The organism is Mesorhizobium sp. C089B (assembly GCF_030323125.1).
Classification (GTDB): Bacteria; Pseudomonadota; Alphaproteobacteria; order Rhizobiales; family Rhizobiaceae; genus Mesorhizobium.
Window position 1 is genome coordinate 1290077 of record NZ_CP100469.1, and the last position, 19946, is coordinate 1310022.

Genomic DNA, 19946 nt, shown 5'->3' on the forward strand with positions numbered 1-19946 from the left:
TCACTCAATAGGGCGAATTGCACTGCCGACGCGGGCCGTAATTGGGCTGGAATGTGTTGTCCGAAGCGCGGTACGACCGATAGTGGTCGTAGCACCACTGCACATGCGCATCGCCGCGGTTGTTCTCGCTGTTGACGATCGCGCCGGTGATCAAGGCGCCGGTGGCGAAGGCAGCCAGCGGGAACCAGTAGTCGCCGTGACGGCGATAGCCGCGGTGATATTCGCGATAGCCGCGATGGCCATTCCAATAGCTGCCGCCATCATTGTTGCGCGAGAATTGGCGGCCTAGGCGGAAATCGCGATTGCCGGAATTGCGGTTGCCATGGCGCATCCACCGCCAGTTGTCATGACGAGAATCGCCCACATTCACGATGTCGGACGAAGTTGCTGATGACTGGGGCACGAACATCTGGGCGGCATTGGCCGGCATAGCGGCGGCCGCGGCAAACGAAATTGACAGGGTGGTCGCCAGTAGACCCGTTGCGATCTTGTTCATGATCTTCTCCTTGAAGGGTGGTTGACGTCCCTTGTGAGACGAAAACGGCCCGCTCGTGCGATGGTTCCCACCAAAACAGTAAGTTGCTGATTTGTAATGTTTCTCGAATTTGGCGCGTGAGAAAAGGCGCGTTTCGCGCGCCAACAGATCGAAGCGGCGACCACGTTGCGGGAGCGGCTCACCGGGCTGGTGACGACGCAATTTGCGGCGCGTCGGGCGATGGCCGAAACCCCGGTGGAACGGCCATCTTTTTCCGGTTGACCGGTCGCGGCACTCTCCCTATGTTCCGCGCAATTTCGAGGGCGGCCTTTAGAGCCCGCGGGAGCGCGTAGCTCAGCCGGTAGAGCAACTGACTTTTAATCAGTAGGTCATGGGTTCGAATCCCATCGCGCTCACCATAAAAAAGATAATAAAATCAGAAAGTTATTTATCGCCGGCCCTAATAGGGAAAGGCTGACGCTTCTTCAAGGGTAACGCTGCGGGTAGCGGATTTCACCCTGCGAAAGCGTTTTGGACTTAAATCTCTCGGCCTTAAGGCGGCCGAGAACGACTCTCGCATCGTGGGTAGGAGGTGTGACAGCGATTTTGTTACCCTGTGTTCATCAAGGTTGAACAAGGAGATCCGCCGTGACCACCCCTCCATCAGATCGTTTGCTGCCCGCCCATGAGATGAAGACCCGGGTAGGGGGCGTCAGTGACATGACCATTTGGCGATGGTTGCGAAAGCCCGGTCTGGACTTTCCCCGCCCTGTCAACATTAACGGTCGCAACTACTGGCCCGAAGCTGAGCTCGCAGCGTTCATCGAGCGCCGTCGGGTTCGCACCTAACGCAGCATGAAGGGCCGCGTGGCTGCAACCAGCGGGCTCTGCATTCACCGCACATTCAGAAGAAAACCGATGACAATTTGTACCCAAACTGCGTCCAGCGTCCAAGTCGCTGGCGACGGCCAGACCGTTTGCAAAGCGCAAACGAACAATCCTCATCTGCATGGTGGCGCCAGTAGGCTCGCTCGTTCGGGCGTCGTACTGACCGACGCCCAAATGTCGCGGATCACCGAGGCAAACGCTTGGAGCCCAGGCCCGGCAATAGTCACATTCCCTGTGTGGCCGCTTCGCGTTGAGGACGGCGCGTTGATCGTTGGGGGTCGGTGTCCACTTTGTAATATCTTCCACACACATGGGCATACGACTAATCCGCTCCGGTCTCCTTCATGTTCGTCGGGATTGCCTCCGTTTAACGATGGGCGACCCATTCCATTTTCCTACCGGCTCGTTGTTACGATTGATGTCCTCCCCGAGGCTATTGCGTTTGCGAACCGCGCGGAAACAAGCGATCTTCTCTTTTATGCTGCGCTGGCATTGAGGTTAGGGATGCGGTGGCGACGCCGGCACACCGCATTAGCCTTTAGCGCTATTTTGCGGTCCGGCGTGCTGAGTGAGCGAATATCGATCTTAAGGTTCGACGCTGGACTCGGCGAAAGTGCTGCGAAGCGAGCAGCCCTTTACGAGTATGTGCGGGGGAGTGGTCGCGGTAAAATACGGTCGCGCATAGCGAACGCGTTGCTGCAATCATGGCGTGATGCCGGGCGCGGTGTCCTGTGACTGACTTTGTATTCGCTACAGGCGACAATCCTCGAAATGATTTTCAGAAATCAACGACCGTTCACAAGGCTGATGCGAACGAACGCACTTTGCCACAGGCTGAGGGCCGCTATGGCGGAACCGCTAACACAACCGAGACGTCTCTAGGCGCCAGACCTGTCGTCTCGAATATCAGGTCGGACCCATCATCGAACGGGATTGGCCGAAAGCCGATTGACGACTTCAGCGTTGGTAGAAGCGGTCCGCCCAAACCCCTCATTAAGATAAAGCAGGGCGATGTCCATAAAGCCGTTGATGATGCGATCGCGGTCCTGTCAAATCCAGCGATAGGCATTTTTGCCCGTGGCGATGTTCTTGTCCGGCCGGTAGAGTATGCGGCGCCGACGAAGACCCTTTCGGTCAATGCCTCGGTGGAGGGCAACTCTCTGCGGCCCGACGGATCAATAATTGTTGGCAGGGTTGACGCTGATTCGCTCGTTGATGTCCTGACCCGCCATGCAACATTCCTGAAATGGAATGCGCGTTCAAACGAGGACGTCGAAATCAATTGCCCCGCTGAGGTGGCCCGCATGGTGCTCGCTCGTCGCGGAGCTGGTTGGACGATCCCGCGCTTGCGTGCCATCATCCAGGCTCCGTGTCTTCGCGACGATGGCACAGTCTTGAACACGTCTGGGTACGATCTTTCATCGGGCCTTCTCTTCCTTTCGAACCGCTTATGGCCGACGGTTCAGGAGTCTCCGTCGTACAAGAACGCATTGGATGCCATCGACGTCCTGCTCGAACCCATCAACCAGTTGCCTTTCGTTGACGGATCTGATCGTTCGGCAGCCGTCGCTCTTCTAATAACCGCCGTTATCCGACCCATCCTCAAGAGCGCTCCTATGTTCGCCGTTACTGCGCCGTCCCCCGGTACCGGCAAGTCGCTCACTGTGGACATTGCCTCAATCCTTACAACCGGTCGGCCAGCCTCTGTAATTACGCCGACGCCAGATGAAGCCGAGCTTGAAAAGCGGATCGGGGCGGCAGCCATAGCCGGTGACGCGGTGATCGCAATCGACAACGTCAGCCACGTTCTCCGGTCGGATCAGCTTTGCCAGATGCTCACATCAGCCGAGACGCAGGTCCGAGTCTTGGGGAAATCCGAAAGCCAGATAATACCGTCCACGACGTTGATATGCTGTACCGGGAACAACCTCCAGATTTTTGGCGACCTGAACAGACGAACGATCCGAATTCGCTTGGACGCAAAAGTCGAGCGACCCGATGAGCGACCGTTCTCATTCGACGCGCTTGATCTTGCCATGCGCAAGCGTTCCGAACTCGTAACCGCAGCGCTCGTTATTGTTCGAGCATATCTTGTTGCGGGTAAACCCAGCCCGGCATCTCCGATGGGCTCTTTCGAGGATTGGTCGGGCATAGTTCGGTCAGCCCTCATATGGCTCAAAATGGAAGATCCCCGAGGCAACATCGCAGAAATGCGTGCCGAAGATCCGGAAAAGACCGCCTTGGCCGAAGTGCTTGCGGCGCTACCCGAAACACCCTTCACAATCAAAGAACTCAAACGCAAATTCGGCGAAGATGCAGATTTGCGATCGGCCTTAGGTCACTTCGCGGATAAAAGCGGCGGGTTCAGCACAGCCCGTTTTTCTGGGTACATTCGGAAGTTCAAGAACACACCGGTCAGTGGTCGAGCAATCCAGCTAATGCACGCTGACGAAGCGCATGGTTCGACATGGTTTGTTGGCCCCCTAGAGGGAGCTTGAAATGTGGGGATGTTGGGTAATGTTGGGACATTAGGGGAGTCGCAAGGAAACTGTCAGTTCAAACGGATTGTAGCGAGGAAGCGGCATAGATTTGGCATCAAGACCCAACAACCCAACAAAATTTGCCTGCAATGAAATGATATCAACGGCTTATGAAAAACGAAGGTACTTCCCCCCAGGTGCCAGGGTGAGGGTAGCGCTGCATCGCACATTTTCACTAGCGACAGAAATTCCTAAAAGCATACCTTCACTACGCACAGTGAACATGTGCCGCCGGGCCAACGAGCTGAAACCAACAGTAAACCGCTATTTTGATATGCGCATCGCTTTCAGCGTGATTGTTACGCGGCTAGCGCGAAGCAGATGGGGGCACGCGCCTCATGTCAGACGAATGGGTAAACGCAGCCGGGACCGAAACCGGACGTTACGGACGAACAGCGAGCGGTAGCAACGATCCACTCCATCATCAACTAGTGGCTGCGGCGCTTGTTTGCCTACCTTTGTGAGATGTGCCATCGTTCTGGTGCGGGGCACAGAATGCAAGTGAGTGGGGCATTGTCGGCCAACTTTGATTACTTGAAGGAGCTCAGTCCTGAACTCCATCGTCTGGCTGTACTTGCCGAGCGATTCTTTACCATCGACGCTAATACCTCGCTGGTCAAGAGCCGCCAATTTGGCGAATACATGGTTAAGGAGATTGCGGCGCTCTCCGGGGCCTATAATCCGGATCGTCGTGAAACAACGTTCGAACTGCTGCGGCGCCTTCGGGCTGCGCAGATCGTTCCGCGTGAGATTGGTGACATCTTCCATGCCATCCGCAAGAGCGGGAACGAAGCCAATCACGACTTCGGGGGAACCCCAGCGGAGGCCTTGGCCGCGCTTAAATTCTGCCGGACACTCGGCGTCTGGTATCGGCGAACATACGGTAGCGACCCGCAGTTCAAGCCGGGGCCCTTCGTTCCTCCGAAGCCCTCGAAGGACACCGACGACTCGACGCGACAGGAACTGGACAAACTGCGTCGGCAAGTGAGGGAATCAGAGGAACGGCTTCGAACACTCGAAGCCTCGGCCGAGGACCTCGCCAAGGCTCGCGCAGCGGCAGAGGACCTCGCGCGCCAAGCCTCCGAAGAAAGCGCCATCTGGGAACAGACGGCGGTCGAACTCGAAGCCAACCAGGCTGAACTGACACGCAGGCTGTCGGAGCTTCAGGCGACGGCCGAGACCGTGCCCGAGCAGCAGCTGCTAGAGTTGAAACAGGCAGGCTTCGAAGCAGCAAGTCGGGTCGAGCTCGACGAGCAGCAGACGCGCCTTCTGATCGATGTTCAGCTGAGCGAGATGGGGTGGGAAGCCGATTCGGACGCCTTGCGCCATTCCGCTGGCACACGACCGGAAGACGGACGGGCATTGGCTATCGCCGAATGGCCTTGCGTGGGCGGAAGCGTCGACTATGCCCTTTTCGTCGGCATGGTCTGCATCGGCGTGGTCGAGGCCAAGCGCGGGTCTTTTGACGTCCCTTCCACCCTCGTCCAGGCTGAACGCTATGCCCGAACCATCCTGCTTGCGCCGGGGCAGCAACACCCAGACGGGCCATGGCAGCACGGACTCGACGAGCCGTTTCGCGTTCCTTTCGTCTTCGCCACCAACGGTCGCCCCTTTGTCCGGCAATGGCTCACGAAATCCGGCATCTGGTACCGGGACGTGCGACGAGAGACCAACCATCCTGTGGCTCTGCCGCAGTGGTTTTCCCCTAACGATCTTGTCGCCAAGCTGCGGACCGACGTCGATGCCGCCGTTCGCGGGCTTGCTGAGGAAAGCCTAGGCAAGGGCAAGCTTCGCCCCTACCAGGAAGATGCTGTCGCCGCGATCGAACACGCCGTTGAGGCGGGCCAGCGTCAAATTCTGATCTCAATGGCCACGGGGACAGGCAAGACCCGTACGGCTATCGCGCTTATGTATCGCCTCCTCAAGCATAAGCGCTTCCGGCGCATCCTCTTCCTCGTCGATCGCAAAGCCCTTGGCAAACAGGCGGGCGATGCGCTGGAAACAACGGAGATCGAAGGGCTCCTGAATTTCGCCCAGATCTACAAGGTCGCGGGCCTCGACAAGAAGGTTCCGGAACCGGAGGATCAGGTCCAGGTGGCGACCGTGCAGTCGCTGATCGCCCGTATCCTGAATGAGCCGGACGTCTCGCAGCGGCCGACTCCGGGCACATTCGACTGCATCATCGTGGACGAGGCGCATCGCGGCTACACGCTCGACGCCGAGCTGCGCGAGAGCGACATCGGCTTTCGGAATCTCGAAGACTACCAGTCGGCCTACCGGCAGATCCTCGACTATTTCGATGCGGTGAAGATCGCGCTCACCGCGACGCCCGCGCTTCACACGCGCGAAATCTTCGGACATCCCGTCTTCCACTACGGATACCGCCAAGCAGTCGTTGAAGGCTATCTCACCGACCACCTGCCGCCGAGGCGTATCACGACAGCGCTCTCGGAAGCCGGTATCCATTTCGAAGGTGGCGAAGAGGTCGAGATCGTCGATCGCAAGACAGGACAGATCGATCTCTTCGCTCTGCCCGACGACGTCTCTCTCGACTACGATCTCGCCGACTTCAACAGGCGCGTCTACTCGGAATCCTTCAACCGGATTGTCTGCCGCGCCATCGCGACCGAGATCCCCCGGACAAGCCTGGCAAGACGCTTATCTTCGCTGCTCGCGACACCCATGCTGACGACATCGTGCGGCTCCTGACCGAGGAACTGCAGGATGAGTACGGCAAGGACGCCATCCCTCACGAGATGGTGGCGAAGATCACTGGCACGATCGACAAGGCCGACGAGCTGATCCTGCGATTCAAGAACGATCCTCTCCCGAAATACGTCGTCACCGTCGACCTGCTCACGACCGGAATCGACGTGCCAGCGATCTCGACCCTCGTCTTCGTGCGGCGGGTGAAGAGCCGCATCCTTTACGACCAGATGATCGGCCGCGCGACCCGGTTATGCCCCGAGATAGGCAAGGAGCACTTCCGCATCTTCGACGCCGTCGATCTCTACGCCGAGTTGCAGAAGATGACCGACATGCGCCCGGTCGTCGTCAAGCCTGATATATCGCTCGGCCAGTTGGTCGCCGATCTCGGTAAGGCCTTGGACGACGAGGACAGGCGCTGGGTCGCGGGCCAGGTGATCGTGCGCATGCGCGCACTCGGCAAGGGCATGGACGCCGAGAGCCGCGAGGGCTTCGAGCGCCACACCGGCGAGTCACCGGAAGCTGCCGTCCAGCGGCTCGCGACCCGTCCCGGCATTGAGCTCGCAGAGTGGCTCAAGGCGCATCCGCGCGCGGTGGAATTTCTGGAGCGTCGCCCTTCTGGCACGGTCCGGGCCAACGATGGCGTAGTGATCTCGACGCACGAGGACGAGCTGCTGCGCATCGAGGAAATTTTCGGCAAAAACACCACGCCCGAAGATTACATTTCCGGTTTCGAGCGCTTTGTCCGCGAGAACATGAACCGGGTCCCGGCTCTGATCGCCGTCACGCAGCGGCCTCGCGACCTTACACGCAGAGAGCTGTCAGAACTGGCGGGTCTGCTAGACGAGCGGAACTATTCCGAATCCATGCTGCGCGCGGCCTATGGCAAGGCGCGCAATGCCGACATCGCCGCCCACATCATTGGCTTCGTGCGGCAGGCGGCATTGGGCGATCCGCTGGTGCCCTACGCGACACGCGTCGAGCAGGCGATCGTTGCCATCGAGAGGTCGCGGGCTTGGACAAAGATGCAGAAGGACTGGCTGCGCCGCATCGGTCGTGCGCTGAAGGACAAGCCTGTGGCCGACCCTACATTGCTGGACCAGGGTGTCTTTGCTGACAAAGGCGGCTTCAATCGGATCTCGCAGGAGTTCGACGGCGCGCTCGACGATGTGCTGCACCAATTCAACGAGGCAATCTGGGGGCCTTCCGCGGCATGAGTTGACCTAGCTCGCTCACCCCTTACAAGCATGAGACTCAACAAGAGACAGGCTGCGCCACAACCATGAATGCCAATGCCATCGTCCAGAAACTCTGGCGCCTCTGCACCGTCCTTAGGAAGGACGGCATCACCTATCAGCAGTATGTCACCGAGCTGACCTACCTCTTGTTCCTCAAGATGATGGCCGAGCGCAACCGCGAGACGGGCAGCCTGCCGAAGGGCATGCGCTGGGCGGATCTGGTGGCGGCGAACGGCCTCCCCAAGCTGGAGCATTATCGCAAGCTCTTGGTGACGCTCGGCGCTACTAGCACCCGCCTCGGCAAGGACGACGTCCTCGTTCTTCCGCCCAGCGACAAAGCCTCGGCGGAGGAGCGAAAGCGCTATGCCGACGCGCGGCCGCTGCCAGAGATGGTGCAGGAAATCTTCGACAACGCCTCCACCTTCATTCGCGAACCACAGAACCTGACGACGCTGGTGACCGCCATCGACGAGTTGGATTGGTTTTCGGACGAGCGCGACCAGTTCGGCGATCTCTACGAAGGCCTGCTGCAGAAGAACGCGGAGGAGACCAAGCGGGGTGCCGGCCAGTATTTCACCCCGCGCGTGCTGATCGAGCTTCTCGTGCGCCTCATGCAGCCAAAACCCGGCGAGGTGATCCAAGATCCCGCCGCCGGAACCGGCGGCTTCCTGATCGCCGCCGACCGTTACATGCGCGCACGCACAGACAACTATTTCGATCTCGGAGAGAAGGAGCAAGAGTTCCAGAAGCACCATGCCTTCCACGGTATGGAAAACGTTCCGGGCACGCTTCGCCTGCTTTTAATGAACCTCTACCTCCACGATCTCGACAGCGACCATGTCGATCTGGGGGACACCCTGTCAGACAAGGGTAAGAGCCTCGGCCGCGCCGATCTCATCCTCACCAATCCGCCTTTCGGCCCGGCGGGCGGCGCGCCGACGCGGGATGATCTCTCCGTCACGGCAAGCGTCTCTTCCTATCAGCTTCCCTTCGTCGAGCACTGTATGCGAGCGCTGAAACCCGGTGGTCGCGCGGCCATCGTCGTGCCAGACAACGTGCTGTTCGAAGACGGACGGGGAAAGCAGCTTCGCCAGATGATGATGAACTGGTGCGACCTGCACACCATCCTGCGCTTGCCGACGGGCATCTTCTATGCGCAAGGCGTAAAGACCAACGTCATTTTCCTGACGCGCGGCAAGAATGAGACCGACAACACGAAGGCAGTCTGGATTTACGACCTGCGCGCCCAGATGCCGAAATTCGGCAAGACGACACAGCTGGCGGAGGCCCATTTCGAATGGTTCGAAAAGGCCTTCGGCATAAACCCGCATGGCACCGAGCGTGGGCCAGACGAAGGCGAGGCTGGACGCTGGCGAAAATTCACCCGCGCGGAGATTGCTGCGCGCAGTGACAGTCTTGATATCGCTTGGCTGCGCGAGGCGGAGGAAGAGGCGGAAGAAGGCCTGATCGAGCCCGAGGATATCGCCGCCGCCATCCTCGGCCATCTGCAGGCCGCAACGCTGGAGATCGAGGCGCTGATGGCGGAACTGGCCGATGAGATTCCGGAGGCGGCGGAATGACCGGGCTGCCGAGGGGGTGGGTCGAATACGAAGCCTCTGAAATCTGTGACTTGGTGCAAAGTGGAGGCACTCCCAAAGAGGGCTTTATTGACAAGCCCGGCGTGCCGTTTCTGAAGGTGTACAACATCGTTGGTCAGAAGATCGACTTTGAGTACAGGCCTCAGTTCATCAATGTCGACATTCATCACTCTTCGATGGCGAAATCACAGGCATTTCCTGGTGACGTGCTGATGAATATCGTAGGACCACCACTGGGAAAAGTCGCCGTAGTACCCGATACATACCCGACTTGGAACGTCAATCAAGCATTGACGATTTTTCGCCCGAACGCATCCATTACGTCTGAATGGCTATACTATTTCCTTTGCGGTGGAGACAGTGTCAAGAGCGTGATCAATGAGACCCGCGGCTCAGCAGGCCAAGTAAATATATCGCTGTCTCAGTGCCGAAGTTTCAAGCTTCCCCTCCCGCCCCTAGCCGAGCAAAAGCGCATCGTGGCCAAACTGGATGCGCTGAACGCGAAATTCGCCCGCGCCCGCACCGAACTCGCACGCGTCGAAATTCTCGTGTCCCGCTATAGGCAGGTCGTGCTCAGGTCTGCCTTCCTAGGGAGGATGACATCGGAGTGGAGGGCAAAGAAGATAAACCTCCAGGCTGCATCAGCTCTAATCGCCAGCACCCCGACGCCGCATCAGCCCAGAGGCGGCAGGGAGGCAACCGATAGGGCGATCCAAGGAAAGGCGGCATTGGCGGTCAACACTTCGACTCGTCAAGCCCCTCCAAAATGGCAGTGGGTCCCCCTAAATCGTATCACGCGGCAGGAGACGGGACACACTCCAAGCCGGTCGCACCCCGAGTGGTGGGGCGGTGACATCCCATGGATCGGAATCAAGGATGCCGGAGCGCATCATGGAAAGGTAATCGAAAATACGATCCAGACAACCAACAAAGAAGGCTTGGCCAACTCCGCGGCACGCCTCTTACCAGCCGGAACCGTCTGCCTTTCTAGAACGGCCTCCGTTGGTTACGTGACGATCATGGGCAAGCCTATGGCGACAAGCCAGGATTTCGTCACTTGGACTTGCACAGAAGCCTTGGTGCCAAAGTTCTTGATGTACGCGTTGATCGCAGAGGGTGAAGACATCCGAGAGTTCGGCAAGGGGACCACCCACACAACAATCTATTTCCCCGAGGTGCGGGCGATGCAGATATGCCTCGCGCCCCTCGAAGAACAACACGAAATTGTCCGCCGCATCGAATCCGCTTTCGCCAGAATTGACCGGCTGGCGGGAGAGGCAAAGCGCGCGCTGGAGCTGGTGGGCAGACTGGACGAGGCGATCCTGGCAAAGGCTTTCCGCGGCGTACTGGTCCCCCAGGTAGAAAACGACGAACCCGCCGAACGCCTGCTCGCGCGCATCCGCGCCGAGCGCGCGGCGGAGGCGAAAGAAAAACCGAAACCATTTAGACGGAAGAGCGCCATGTTGACGGCTCGAGAATTCCTGAAAGAAAACATGCAGAATTGGCCAGAAGAGGGGGTCAGCTTCCAGGATCTTCGGGGGGAGTTCAGGGGCAACTATGATGACCTCAAGGAGGCGGTGTTCGCCTCTATCTCCGATGACGAGCCGACGTTGCAGCAGGTCTTCGACGAAACGCGGTCGTTAATGATGCTCAGAAAGCATAGGCGATGAAGATCGTCAGGGTGAAGATTTTTGAGGCCGCTAGTTGCGGCGGCTTGTTGGACGGTTTGGACATTGAGTTAGTTCGGCCTCGCACAGGCCATGAGAATGCACATTTCTTGCCGATTTGCCTGTTGGGAAAGAACGGCACCGGGAAGTCTCAATTTTTACAAATCATTGCAGAGTTGTTTCAGGCCGCATGGCATGAGCATCGCCCTCAGGAAGAGGCGGCGGCGGCCAATCCCGAACTGCTATTTGAGATCATCTACGAGGTAGAGGTTGCCAGGAGACCAGGGCGTCCGGCGCGTCAAGCTGAGTAAGGTACGGGATCCATCAGGGCGTATCGGCAAGATGCGGATGGAGGTCAAACGGGACGACGATTATCGTCCATTGGCGGACAACCAAGACATCGAGTTTGGACAACATCTTCCGCCTCTCGTCGTGGCGTACACGTCGGGCGACAATGAAACCCTGAGCGTTCCTTTCTATGTCAGCCGATCAGGCTACGCTGCATCTGTCGCGACCGCCGCGATGAAGGATTCTAATGCGACTGTCCCCGACAACAGACTGGTGTTGCTAGATTATTCTACACATCTCGAGGTGCTCATCGCCAACCTGATGTCCGGTACGGACGACCTTCGGGTCGACCTGGTGCGGCACGCCGGATTAGCAGCCCTGCATTCTTTCCGGTTGGTGATCCAACTCAACCATCCAGATGCGCCCAAAGTCAGAGCAATAAAATCGTTGCGGAAGGGAATTCAACTAACTGACGAGTTGGAGGGGTACATCAAACGCCTTTGCAATGCCGCGACGTGTTGGGACTACGATCCCAAACAGGAGGTATACACGCTCGACTACTTGGTCGACGCCGAGAGCCGCAAGGCGTTTCGTGAACTCTGGTCCGACACGGTGGGGCTATTCAGGTCGCTGCATAAACTCGCGATGCTGAACGACCTCATGATACCGAAGAAGGCTCGAGAGCGCCTACGGAGGAACATCAAGGTCCGAAAGTTCGCTTCCAAGCTTCCGGAGCCTCAGGATGAGACGAAGGTTTTCAAGATCGAGGAAGTTCGCTTTCAGAAAACGGGGCAATCCGGTACGTCGGCCGATCTTGACTATGTCTCCCTTTCGGATGGGGAACATCAACAGGCCCAGCTTTTCGGGATCGTTGCAATGTTTCGGGACAGAAATACCTTGTTCCTTCTCGATGAGCCTGAATCGCACTTCAACCCCCAATGGCGCGCCAAGCTGATCACCAGACTGATGGAACTGCCGATACAGGGACTGGGCGAACAAGAGTTCATTCTAACTACGCACGCGCCCTTCGTTCCCTCTGACATGCGTCGTGAGCAGGTCCGTATTTTTTCCAAGGAAGACGAAAAATTATCGGCTCGCAAACCGGAGATCGAAACCTTCGGGGCGACCTACGACGCCATCCTCAGTCACTGCTTCGACATTGATCCCCCGATCTCACACTTAGCGCAGGAGAAGATCAACCGCTTGAAAACGACCGCATCCGCCAACGAGATCGAGGAAGAAATGCCTCGGATCGGTTCCTCGGTCGAGAAAGCGCTGCTCGCGGACCGCCTATTCGAACTGAAGAGCCAAAAATAGCATGTTCTTCACGTATCCGATCGCGGCCACAAATGACAATTGGCTCAGCTCAACACTGTTGGCAGTCCTACATGACGCGTTGGTAGCACTTCAGCATGGTGAAGAGCCACTCGGCTTCCACGCGTCGGTTCCAGAGCCCTACAAATCGGAATTCGCTCGGTGCCACAAGTTTCCGGCCCTTTATGGTGCGTTTGTCGAAGCGAGCCGGCCTCTGCAAGCGGAACAGCGGGACGACATTATGTTGGCGCTGGCGGGGCAAAACCAGTTCCCTGAACTCTTTGCCATCAATGCTCCATCTCACGGCATTGCGGGTACCCTCCCCACCGTTCACGATGCGGCTCGAAGCCTGTTTGAATATGCATTCGGGAAGCTCTCGGACCTCAAGACGCCAGGCAGCGGTGAAACTGTAAGAGGCCGCTACCACCACGTCGTCCACGATCATTTTGCGAGCGGGTGCTGCCCGTTCTGCGGGCTTGAAATTATGGAGGCACCGGATCCGGATCTCGTGGACCCGGATCTCGACCATTACTTGGCCGTATCGAAATACCCTTTCGCCGGGGCAAATCTCCGCAATCTGACAGCGATGGGAACGATCTGTAATCGTTCATACAAAGGTGCCCAGGATATCCTCTTGGATGAACAACACCAAAAAGCGGAGTGCTTTGATCCATATGGGAACGAACATGTTACACTGTCATTGGATGGCACAGTGCTTCTTCCTGGTGGGGGCGCTGGGCCCGCGTGGGCGCTAACCTTCGATCCAGATCTAAAATCTCTAAACTGGCGGCGCATCTTCAAACTCGAAGCCCGGATCAGGGCGAACGTTCTCGAGAAGCAATATCAGATGTGGCTTAAGCACTTCACCGTTTATGCGAAGAGAAATGGAATAGACATCGCAGGGAAGGACGGAGCGATTGAGGCGATAGCGAAATTCAAGGCTACATGCGACATGGAAAGCCTTCCCACGGTCGCTCGGCTGAAGGCTAGTTTCTTCGCGCTGGTAGAGAATGCGCTTAACGATCCAGTCGGCGGAGATCGAATGCACAATTTCCTGATCGAATCTGCGTGATCCGCCGGGCAGGTACTCTTCGGAGAGCGATATCATGATCCCGGACTATCAGAGCCTCATGCTCCCGGTTCTGCGCATCGCTGCTGTCGGCGAATCCCGCGTCGCTGACGTCGCGGAGCGGATCGCCGACGATCTGAAACTTACGCCGGAGGAGCGGGACGAGCTCTTGCCCAGCGGACGGCAGCGCGTGCTGCACAACCGCATTCACTGGGCGAAGTTCTACATGAGCAAGGCTGGCCTGATCTCCTCGCCCGCGCGTGGCCGCTTTGTCGCGACAGATCGAGGAAAGGCGCTGTTGGACACCAAGCCAGAGCGGATCGATGTGCCTCTCCTGATGCGGGAGCCGGAGTTTCGTGAATTTTACAAGAACGAAGGTGGTGCAACCGAGCAGGATGACGCGGTCGCAAAATCGCTCGACGCTGCCTCACCCCATACGACTTCGGAGGAGCAGATCGATGCGGCCCATGCATCACTTACGGCCGCACTGCGCGACGAACTGCTTCTGCGCATTCTTGCGAACAGCCCTGCCTTCTTCGAGCAGCTGATCGTCGACCTCCTGGTCGCCATGGGCTATGGCGGCAGCCACAAGGACGCAGCCGCCCAACTCGGCCGCTCCGGCGACGGCGGTGTCGACGGCATCGTCAACGAGGATCGCCTCGGCCTCGACCGCATCTATGTCCAAGCCGAACGCTACGCGCCCGGCAATCCAGTGAGCCGACCGGACGTCAACGGCTTCGTAGGAAGTCTGGTGGGGCTAGGCGCGACCAAAGGCGTTTTCGTCACCACCTCCACCTTCAGTCAGCCGGCGCGCGACTACGTGAAGCACCTTGCCCAGCACGTGATCCTCATCGACGGGCAGGAACTGGCCGACCTAATGATCGAGCACGGTGTCGGCGTTCGCGGCTACCGCACGGTCGAATTCAAGCGGCTAGACGAGGACTTCTTCGGCGAGGAATGAGGAAGCGGAAATGATTCCGGTTTCCGGAGACATTGACGTTTCCGCTCCTGCGCCGGCCGGCGTCCACCGATAGGCCTTACGAAGCGGATCTTAGTAACAACCCTTCATAACTCTCTGTCTGGAGCCCGAAGCAGACCTAAGGTGGCTCTGTCTGGCCTCAAAGACAGGCGTTCAGGCCGGTCAAGCAGCTGTCATGGTCGGAGCGCCCGGCGAGGAAACGTTAATCGCTGGTCCTGGCCGCCCGCATACGGGCGCGCCATTCCGACACGGCTTCGTCGTTCCGGTGCACCCAGTCAGCCAACTTCTCCGCCTCGTCGATGGCGGCCATCAGCTTCTCGCGGCTGACTTCAATCGTAAGGCGGCGCCATTCCGGGATGTTGCCTTCGGCGAGATGCTCGTTGGCATTGGTGAAGAACGGGTTCGGATGCTTCTCGACGGTCCGCTGGTTGTGCGTCGTCTGGAACGAGATAAAATCTTGACCGTGGGCGAAGTCGTTGCGGGCGAGGGTCACCTGCTCGATGACGTCGAATCTGACGGGGCAGTTCTCGAACGCATCGCCCATGACGTTCTTGATGATCTGCCGATAGGCCTCGACCTTCCCGCGCTTGAACAGGGCAGCGCGCTCCTTCGGGTCGACGAACGCGATGCCGATCTCGCGCTCAAGCTCCACGAAGTAAAGGCTCAAGGTGTCTGCGAGCAGCGACACCGCCAGCATCCCGACTAGCTCGCGGGTTTCATCGGCTTGCATCCACTCGGCGAGGAACGCCGGCTCCGGGTCATCGGTCTCGGGGTTGAAGTAGGGCGGTTCCCATGGCCGCACCTCTTCCTCGATATCGCGCTTGAGTTGCTCGAAGGGTACGCGGCCCTTGTCGTAGAACAGCCGGATGATGTCGGTGCGCTGCCGCATCCAGTAGGATAGGTTCATCTAACCCTCCTGGATTACGTTGAGAAAGGCGTGCGTCCATGCTGACTGCAGATCGGCGTGGGTGCAGTGCACACGCTCAAAGCCTTTCCGTTTAGCATCCAGCAGCGTGAGGACGCGCTGCTCCATTTTGTAGGCGGCGTCGCGGTTCTTCATCCGCTGTCGGAACTCCACGCTCCACTGCTCCAGTCCTCCGAGTTCGACGGGGATGTGCTGATTCACCGTGGCGCAGCGCTCGTCGATGTCGTCGGCCCACCCAATCTTCCACACGTCGCGGTCGCCGTACCGCAAGCCATAGGCCCAGGCCTCTCCTTCAATGGCCGACCTACTGACTTGATAGCTGGTGTCCGTCGGGCGCGGCCCGGTGGTGTTCCGCAGCGCGTCGTTCAGGCGCCGCATCCGTTCGAGCGCTGGGAGTTTCGGTAAATCGATCTCGACGGCATTCAGCGCCTTTATGGCGGCAACGTCCGCAGGATCATCGATCTCTTCGACGCCTGCCGTGGCGACCATCGTTAGCTGCCGGGAAAGCAGTCGGGTCAAAACTGGCGCGGGTTCAAATTGCCAGACGCGAGTGGTGGCGACGGCGTAGGGAAACTTGAAGTTGCCAACGGCGTCGAAGTCCCTCGGATCGAATGCATTGCGCTCGACGAGATCAAGCGTGCGGAGCGGCTCGAAGCCGATCTCGGCCATTCCGAGGATGCGACCCTGAAGCTCGGGGGCTGTGCGCTCTGTTTGCGTTCCTACGAAAATCAGCCGGTCGCCGCGCTTCGCCAGGTTCAGTAGTCGATCGACATTGCCTTTGATGCCAAACGTCGCCAGCGGTAGGCGCGCGAAGCCGAAGCCCCATACTCTCGTTGCGAAGAGCTTCATCGCCTACTCCGCCACAGCCGCCGAGCGAATCTTGCGCAGCGTCCCAGTGGTCGGCACTCTGACCGTGAACCAGTTGGTTGACATGGCGTCCGCCTGTTCCTGCTGCCAGGTTCGGCCGGGACGCGTGACAACGTGATCGCCGGGCGCGTTGAGCCGGTCGTTGATGACGATGCAGTTTAGCGCCGGCAGATCGTTGGCCACGCAAATGTCGCCGACGACCCCGAGCTGCCGGTTGAGCGTGATCCCGGCGCGGCGGTCCATGCCCATCGTTTCGGCGAGATCGCCGTAGGTCATGACCGTCGGGCGCTGCGGGTTGCGCGGAGACGACATCACCTTAGACACCAAGATCAGCCAAACCTGCTGGGCCCGGACATGCACCGGGTCTCCCGCCTTGAAGTAGCGAAGGGGTGGGGCAACTTCATCGACCATCGCACGCTCCTGCACTGACCGTGCAAATCTGCACGTCTTGCGCAGGATTGCAAGCCACATGTCAATCGGCTCGGTGCGCAACTGCCTGAGGCTGACCGGCAATGGCAGCCCTTGGGAAATAGTTGATATTGGTTTGAGGGCCGAAATGGGGTCGAAGCGGTCGCTGGTATTTGTAGGCGCTCTACGGTAGCTAATTCCACCTGGAGCTTGAAACCTAACGGTCCGATATCGGCCTCCAAAGAAGAATGTCTGCTTTGCGACTCAAATTGGACATTCAGCTAATGCTTGCGGTTCCTCAACGCCGCCGCCGTAATGACAACGCTTAAAGCCGTCATGGTAATGATTAGGATCGTCTGAGCCAACCAGCACGCTGGCGTAAGATGATAGTTTCGCCCTCAATGTTCCGAAGGCGTATCTCGAACGGGTTGGCCATGAGTTGCATGGAAAGGTCTTGTACGCCGTTCTGGCCCTGAAGATGCAATGGCTTTGGGGATTCGTCGAAAAGCTTGCCGCTCTACATAGCGAAATGTGTTAGGCGCGTACAGGGGGGTGAACCGGTCGTCGTCAGGAGGCGTTCCTCGAACTGCTCGGCGCCAAGTTGTAAGAACGTGGTCGAGGCAGTTCCTCAGGCTGCCTAGACACCAAGTAGATTCTATTTGGCAAGTCATGCAGAAATTCCTGGCTTGAGCAGACACGAGGGGAGGTCATTAATTGTCGCGCAGAGAGTGCAAGGTCCTGCATGACAGTTTAACTTGTTGCTTTCCTCCGTCTCTCCATCTTAGTTTGGTGTTTCTCCTGGAGCACCACAAGCTTCACATCGGTGCCCGCTGACGTGATGGATCGGTTCATGCTCGACAAAGCCCTTATGGATCGACTGCTAGATGTCCTTATGAGGCTGCCAGGTATTGAGGAGCGCTCAACGCGAACAGCGATGTTGAGCGGGATCGGCGTAGCGCTCAACCGCACTGACAACCAGTTCGTTGATCTCACCAATATAGTTAGTCAGTTAGACAAGCTGGGGCGGCTCGGCAATGGAGAGCGGCCGGTGGTCATCCTGGCCCATAATGCGGCGCGAATGGTGACCGGCACCGACCTCGGACGAGAGATCGACAGCCTCAAGAAGGAGGTCGAGGAGGCATATGGCGGCGACCCACTTATGCCCGACCTTCCTACCAAGCCAGAAGTTCTTATCTTTGGGGGACCCGGCGAATGGGTTACAACCACATTCTTAGCGCAGGCGGCGCTCGTCGCGAATCGGGTCGCACGCATCCGGGTTCCACGGATTGTCAGCGGTGTGCAGGAAGATCCAGTGGGCGCGCTTGGAACGGCGTGGCTGATCGGCCCGCGGCTCCTACTCACCAACCATCATGTCGTTAAGGCGCGAGAGAGAGGCGAGCCCCCGCCGACCGCAAAGGACTTCGCTGCGCAGGCCAAAGGCGCAGCAGTATGGTTCGATTATCATGTTGAAGGCCGGGGAGGCGTCGAGGCCGAGGTGGAGGAGTTGGTAAATAGCAGTGCTGAGCTAGACTACGCACTCCTCGCGCTTGCGGGGAGTGCGGATGTTGACCAGAGAAAGCCGGTGGCCCTGCCGCAGCAGGCACACCACTTGAAGCACGGAACGCGGCTCAACATTGTTCAATGCCCACGTGGTGGGCCGTTGGTCTTAGCAATTCGGAACAACTTCTTTGTTGGCAGGGGCGATCAGCCGTTTCAGATACGCTACCTAACTGACACTGACGAAGGTTCTTCGGGAGCACCTGTTTGCGACGATGATTGGCAGGTGGTGGCGCTTCACCAAGGGGCGCAAAAAGTTGATCCGCAGTCGTACGCGGGAGAGCCCGGCTTCCAGGGCATCGTGAAATTCCACAATCAAGGGATCGACATACAAGCGATCCTAGCGGACCTGCCTCAGGCCGCCACCGATAGAATCAAGCGCGCGCAGGGTTGGATCTGATATCATGATTCCTGACGACCTTCGCCATGAGCTCGTCGACGCATTGAACGCCATCCCGCTCGCCATCGAACACATGGGTCGGACGACACTACTGGCCGGCATTCCGCATGCCGGCTTCTTGACAAGAAATCCCGCGAACGATCGCGGAGATGTTATGGTCCTCGTTCTCCAACTGGAGGAGTCCTACGGTCCACCCCCCAAGCGACAGTGGTGGCTCATAAAGCTTATTGAAAACGCTGCGGCAACCGTGCCGGGTACCGATCTCGGGAATCGGCTCGCCGCGATTCAGCGCTCGCTCCTACAAGCATCGCGCCCACGAAATCCCAGGGCTGCAGAGACCGCTCAAGTACATCTGTTTGACCTTCGGCAGCCGGTTATGATGTGCGTGGGACAGCTTCCTCCTGTTGGCGGTCTGTCCGGCTTCGTCGTGCCCGCTGCGACACCCAGACTTCTGAGATATTTCTGCGACAGCCTCCGGCATCGGGGCGCGGAATATGGGGCCTGGACCCGTGATCGAGCACCCGCAACTCGATCGCCCTTGGTTATCGGGCCACTGCAAACTGCGGTTCCCTTTGCCCTCAGCAAAGCAAAGAAGGTCGAGACACTCCTCGCCGTAAAGCACGTTCTCTGGCCGGCTTATGTTGCGAGCGAAGGGGATGCTGATGCCCTCTGGCAAGGTCTTATCCAAACTATCACGCAACCGAAAGACACTCATCTTATCGTTGTGTTTGGAGTACCCGAGGGTGCGAATATTCCCGGGACTATGAAGCGACTTCCTTCGCCGGCGTTCACGTCCGACGATGTCTCTGCGTGGGGAGCGGACATCGCAAATGCCAATGCCTGGTGTGAGGCGCTTTTGGAGCGGTGGACGACAGTCATCGTCATGGGGTACGCGCGGGAGGAGTATCTCTCGGTCGATCAAGTGTACGATCGCCTCGAGCGCTATCACGGATTAGTCAACGAGTATGGCGAGGACGAGCAGGGCCTGCTCGAGATGTTGCAGGACCTTGAGGCTATTGGAGACTGA

The 19946-nt window shown here is 58.4% G+C and carries 15 protein-coding genes and 1 tRNA gene; 12 read left to right on the top strand and 4 right to left on the bottom strand.

Annotation, left to right across the window (positions count from 1 at the left end):
- Nucleotides 1-4 precede the first annotated feature (4 nt).
- A complete protein-coding gene (locus NLY44_RS06600) occupies nt 5-496 on the bottom strand; it encodes a BA14K family protein (RefSeq protein ID WP_023806046.1) in 492 nt (163 codons plus the stop codon).
- Between the two features lie 322 nt (nt 497-818).
- On the opposite strand from NLY44_RS06600, the gene NLY44_RS06605 reads away from it, so the two are divergent.
- The 10 genes from NLY44_RS06605 to NLY44_RS06650 all read left to right on the top strand — a co-directional run bounded on the left by NLY44_RS06605 (nt 819) and on the right by NLY44_RS06650 (nt 14744).
- A tRNA-Lys gene (locus tag NLY44_RS06605) sits at nt 819-894 on the top strand.
- A gap of 1200 nt (nt 895-2094) precedes the next feature.
- Nucleotides 2095-3861 (top strand): hypothetical protein, encoded by a 1767-nt coding sequence (locus tag NLY44_RS06610; protein WP_023806047.1) that lies wholly within the window; start codon nt 2095-2097, stop codon nt 3859-3861.
- A 555-nt stretch (nt 3862-4416) separates the two neighbouring features.
- Nucleotides 4417-6612, top strand: coding sequence for a type I restriction-modification system endonuclease (gene hsdR, locus NLY44_RS06615; protein ID WP_286456827.1), 2196 nt, complete (start codon nt 4417-4419; stop codon nt 6610-6612).
- A complete protein-coding gene (locus NLY44_RS06620) occupies nt 6600-7826 on the top strand; it encodes a type I restriction-modification enzyme R subunit C-terminal domain-containing protein (RefSeq protein ID WP_286456828.1) in 1227 nt (408 codons plus the stop codon). Before hsdR ends, NLY44_RS06620 begins: the two co-directional genes overlap by 13 nt.
- 65 nt (nt 7827-7891) lie before the next feature.
- Complete coding sequence (locus tag NLY44_RS06625; protein ID WP_023806049.1) at nt 7892-9427, top strand: class I SAM-dependent DNA methyltransferase; 1536 nt, start codon at nt 7892-7894, stop codon at nt 9425-9427.
- Nucleotides 9424-11115, top strand: coding sequence for a restriction endonuclease subunit S (locus NLY44_RS06630; protein ID WP_286456830.1), 1692 nt, complete (start codon nt 9424-9426; stop codon nt 11113-11115). The genes NLY44_RS06625 and NLY44_RS06630 overlap by 4 nt, the downstream gene beginning before the upstream one ends.
- Nucleotides 11112-11423 carry a hypothetical protein gene (locus NLY44_RS06635; RefSeq protein ID WP_023806052.1) on the top strand — a complete coding sequence of 104 codons (312 nt, stop codon included), beginning with the start codon at nt 11112-11114 and terminating at the stop codon, nt 11421-11423. The genes NLY44_RS06630 and NLY44_RS06635 overlap by 4 nt, the downstream gene beginning before the upstream one ends.
- On the top strand, nt 11383-12717 hold the full coding sequence (locus NLY44_RS06640; RefSeq protein WP_084013043.1) for a restriction system-associated AAA family ATPase: 1335 nt from the start codon (nt 11383-11385) through the stop codon (nt 12715-12717). Before NLY44_RS06635 ends, NLY44_RS06640 begins: the two co-directional genes overlap by 41 nt.
- Nucleotide 12718: 1 nt before the next feature.
- A complete protein-coding gene (locus tag NLY44_RS06645) occupies nt 12719-13786 on the top strand; it encodes a hypothetical protein (protein WP_156941036.1) in 1068 nt (355 codons plus the stop codon).
- A gap of 34 nt (nt 13787-13820) precedes the next feature.
- Entirely contained in the window at nt 13821-14744 is a 924-nt protein-coding gene (locus NLY44_RS06650; RefSeq protein ID WP_245263850.1) for a restriction endonuclease, read from the top strand.
- A 220-nt stretch (nt 14745-14964) separates the two neighbouring features.
- Here the strand turns inward: NLY44_RS06650 and NLY44_RS06655 are convergent, their stop codons facing one another.
- From NLY44_RS06655 to NLY44_RS06665, 3 genes are read right to left on the bottom strand one after another with little or no spacing between them, the layout of a single operon-like run.
- Nucleotides 14965-15651 (bottom strand): hypothetical protein, encoded by a 687-nt coding sequence (locus NLY44_RS06655; protein ID WP_156941037.1) that lies wholly within the window; start codon nt 15649-15651, stop codon nt 14965-14967.
- 18 nt (nt 15652-15669) lie between these two features.
- Nucleotides 15670-16536 carry a GIY-YIG nuclease family protein gene (locus NLY44_RS06660; RefSeq protein ID WP_023806058.1) on the bottom strand — a complete coding sequence of 289 codons (867 nt, stop codon included), beginning with the start codon at nt 16534-16536 and terminating at the stop codon, nt 15670-15672.
- 3 nt (nt 16537-16539) lie between these two features.
- Complete coding sequence (locus NLY44_RS06665) at nt 16540-16965, bottom strand: hypothetical protein (RefSeq protein WP_031356142.1); 426 nt, start codon at nt 16963-16965, stop codon at nt 16540-16542.
- Between the two features lie 847 nt (nt 16966-17812).
- Here NLY44_RS06665 and NLY44_RS06670 point away from each other — a divergent pair.
- Nucleotides 17813-18919: a trypsin-like serine peptidase gene (locus NLY44_RS06670; RefSeq protein ID WP_198028996.1), complete on the top strand. Its 1107-nt coding sequence runs from the start codon at nt 17813-17815 to the stop codon at nt 18917-18919.
- A 4-nt stretch (nt 18920-18923) separates the two neighbouring features.
- The gene (locus NLY44_RS06675; protein WP_023806061.1) at nt 18924-19946 is read left to right on the top strand and encodes a hypothetical protein; all 1023 of its coding nucleotides are present in this window, start codon (nt 18924-18926) and stop codon (nt 19944-19946) included.